Below are 2,829 nucleotides of genomic sequence, written 5' to 3'. Positions count from 1 at the left end.
CCCCCGGTCACCCCACCCCCGGTTCTCCAGACGGTCCGGGTGCGGACCACCGCATTGTCTGGTTCAGTTCGTGCGATTGCGGGGATGCCTACTGCCCGACCGGCTGGCGGGCGGCGATCGCCTCGGCGGCCGACGGCGTCGCCGGATCCGCCGCGGGCCGCGGCGCGCCGGGATCCCTGCCCGCGCTGCTGACCCTGCTGTCCGCCGAGTGGACCGCGGCCGACCTGCGCCGCAGCCCCTACCTGGACGGTGTCGCCGCGGCGGCCGAGAGCCCCCACATCGGCCTGTCGCTCGTCGCCGACGGCCCGGACGGCACGGTCGTGGACCGGCCCGCCGACGTGCTGACGGCCGAGCTCGCCTGGCTGCGTGCCCGCGCCGACCGCGCCGCCCCGCCGGCCCCCCTGCACGGTCTGGAGGGGACGCCCGACGAGGTCCACCGCCGCCTCACCGCCTTCGCCGCCCTGATCGCCGCCGACGCGCTCGCCGCCCCCCGGCCACTCACCGCCGCCCAGGGCGACTCCACGCCGGGCATCGACGGGGACGCCGGGGTGGAACTGCCGCAGCCGCTGCGCTGGTCGGCGACGTTGCGGGCCGCCCTCGTCGAGCGGCTCGGCCTCGAGGAGCTGGGCGTCCTCGTCGGCGCCGCCGGCATCGCCGAGCTCACCGTCACCGGCGTCGGCGACGCCACCCAGGCGCTCCGGCTGCTCGCCCTCGCCGACGCGTGCACCCTGCGCCTGGACGTGCGCGAGCTGTCCGGCGGGGACGTGCACCGGGTCGCCGGCAAGATCGACGGTCTGCGCGTCTCGCTGCTCGTCGGCCACTCCGGCGACGGACTGCTGCCCCGGGAACTGCTCGGTCTCGCCCCGGGCCTGGTCGCGGAGCAGGTCGAGGGCGCGGCGCACCTGCAGGAGATCAGCGGCCGGCTGGGCCGGTGGGCCACCGGCGCCCGCGCGCCCCGGCTGGACGGCGCGCCGCCCGGCCTCGCGGCGGCGCCCGGCGACGGCCCGGACGAGATCGTCCTCGCCGCCGCCGAGCACCTCGCCGCGGTCACCGACCCGGACACCGGGCTCGCCGACTTCCGCACCCTGGTGTTCGCCCCGGCCGGCGCGGCGCACACACCCCCGCCCGGCGGCGTCGTCGGCTCGCTTGTCCGCTACACCGGCGAGCTCGCCGCGGCGGGCGACGAACTCGTCATCGGCGACGACTTCTTCCTGCAGACCTTCGACTACTCCTCCGGCGGCTACCTGTCGCTCGTCGGCCCGACGCTGCTGCGGATCACCTCCGAGATCGACTACGCGGTCTTCCTCGAGGACGCCGACGCGGCCCGCCTCCGGGGAACCTTCCCCGAGTACCTGCTGCACCCGTTCGTCCAGCTCGCCGACATCTGCGCGCTGGGCACCGCGCACCCGTGCGCCGGCCGCCGCGGCGGCCGGCTGTTCGTCGACGCCGACGGCACCGTGCGTCCCGCGCCCGGCGGCGCCGCGCTCGGCGCGCTGCCCGCCGGCCTCGACCCGGCCCTGATGGCGCCGTGGAGCGCCGGCGCGGGTGACGACCCGTGCCTGGCCGCGGTGGTGACGGTCGAGGTGAGCCGCGTGGCGCGGGCCGAGCGGCCGTGGCTGTCGCGGTTCCTGTGGGGCCTGGACGCGCTGCGCCGCGCGCGGCAGGAGGGTCTGAAGAAGCCGGTCGTGTCCGGGTTCGGCGGCCGGTTGGTCGCGGCCCTCGAGGACACGGCGGTGGGCACCGAGGCGCCGGACGCGCCGCTGCTGCTCGGAGACCGCACCGGGGCGCTGCTCGTCAGCCCCCGGGACATGCGGGTGTTCCGGATCAGCCGGGACGCGGCGGCGCTGGTCGAGATCCTGCTGGTCGTCGGCCCGGGGGAGCGCGCCGTGGAGCTCGCGGGCGCCCACACCGGGGTGGCGGCCGGCGCCGTCGCCGAGGGCTTCGCGAGCCTCATCGCCACCTTCGCCCGGTCCGGCGTCGACCTGGCGCGCGGCGGCGCTCGGCCAGTGGCGACGCCGGCCGGGACGCCGGCTGCGGTGTCGGCTGGAATGTCGGCTGGAATGTCGGTGGCGGCCACGGCGGGTGGTCCGCGATGAGCACGACCCTGACCTCCTCGCGCCCGGACACATCTGACGTGCCGGCCGTGCCGAATGCGACAGTCCGGACGGACACACCGGACGTGTCAGCCGCGGCGGGCGTGCCGAACGGCATGGCCGCGGTGGACACGGCCGCGGTGGACACGGCCGCGGCGCCGCGGCCGGGCACCGCCGGCACGATCATGACGATGTTCGGTGCCGGGCTGCCGGTGGAGGACTTCTACTCCGAGCGCGGCTCGGTCCTCTACGACCTGCTCGGCCACGACGACCAGCACGAGGTCGCCGAGCTGCGCGCGGCCCTCGACGCGACGCTCGGTGGCCGCCGCGGCGACGTGCTGGAGCTGGCCTGCGGCTCCGGGCGTCTGACGTTGCCGCTGCTCGCCGACGGCCATCACGTGGTGGGCCTGGAGAAGTCGCCGATGATGCTGCGCCTGCTCGCCGAGCGGGCCGGCGCGCCGGGGGGCGACGGCGCGCGGCTGACCACCGTCGAGGGCGACATGACCGCCTTCGACCTGGGCCGCCGCTTCGACGCGGTGGTGCTGGGCGCCACCTCGGTGTCCCTGCTGGACGCCGCCGGGCGGGCGGCGATGTTCCGCGCGGTCGGCGACCACCTGGTGCCGGCGGGCGTCTTCCTGTTCAGCACCCTGCAGATGCGCCGCGGGCCGATGCGCGCCCAGCCCGTCCGGGAGAACGTCCACACTCTCGCCGTCCCGGCCGCGACCGGCGGCGGCGG

At 77.3% G+C, this 2,829-nt stretch carries 2 protein-coding genes; both read left to right on the top strand.

The annotated features are described in order from the left end of the window. The coding region (mpaB, locus tag C1A33_RS35180) for a daptide biosynthesis RiPP recognition protein (protein WP_101833463.1) at window positions 1-2,096 on the top strand (2,096 nt) is incomplete at its 5' end. Further along, a partial coding sequence (gene mpaM, locus C1A33_RS23115) for a daptide-type RiPP biosynthesis methyltransferase (RefSeq protein ID WP_207770451.1) occupies window positions 2,093-2,829 on the top strand: 737 nt, incomplete at its 3' end. The genes mpaB and mpaM, both read left to right, overlap by 4 nt.

This window comes from Frankia canadensis, assembly GCF_900197875.1.
Lineage (GTDB): Bacteria > Actinomycetota > Actinomycetes > Frankiales > Frankiaceae > Frankia > Frankia canadensis.
This window is presented reverse-complemented; position numbering and strand designations above follow the sequence as displayed.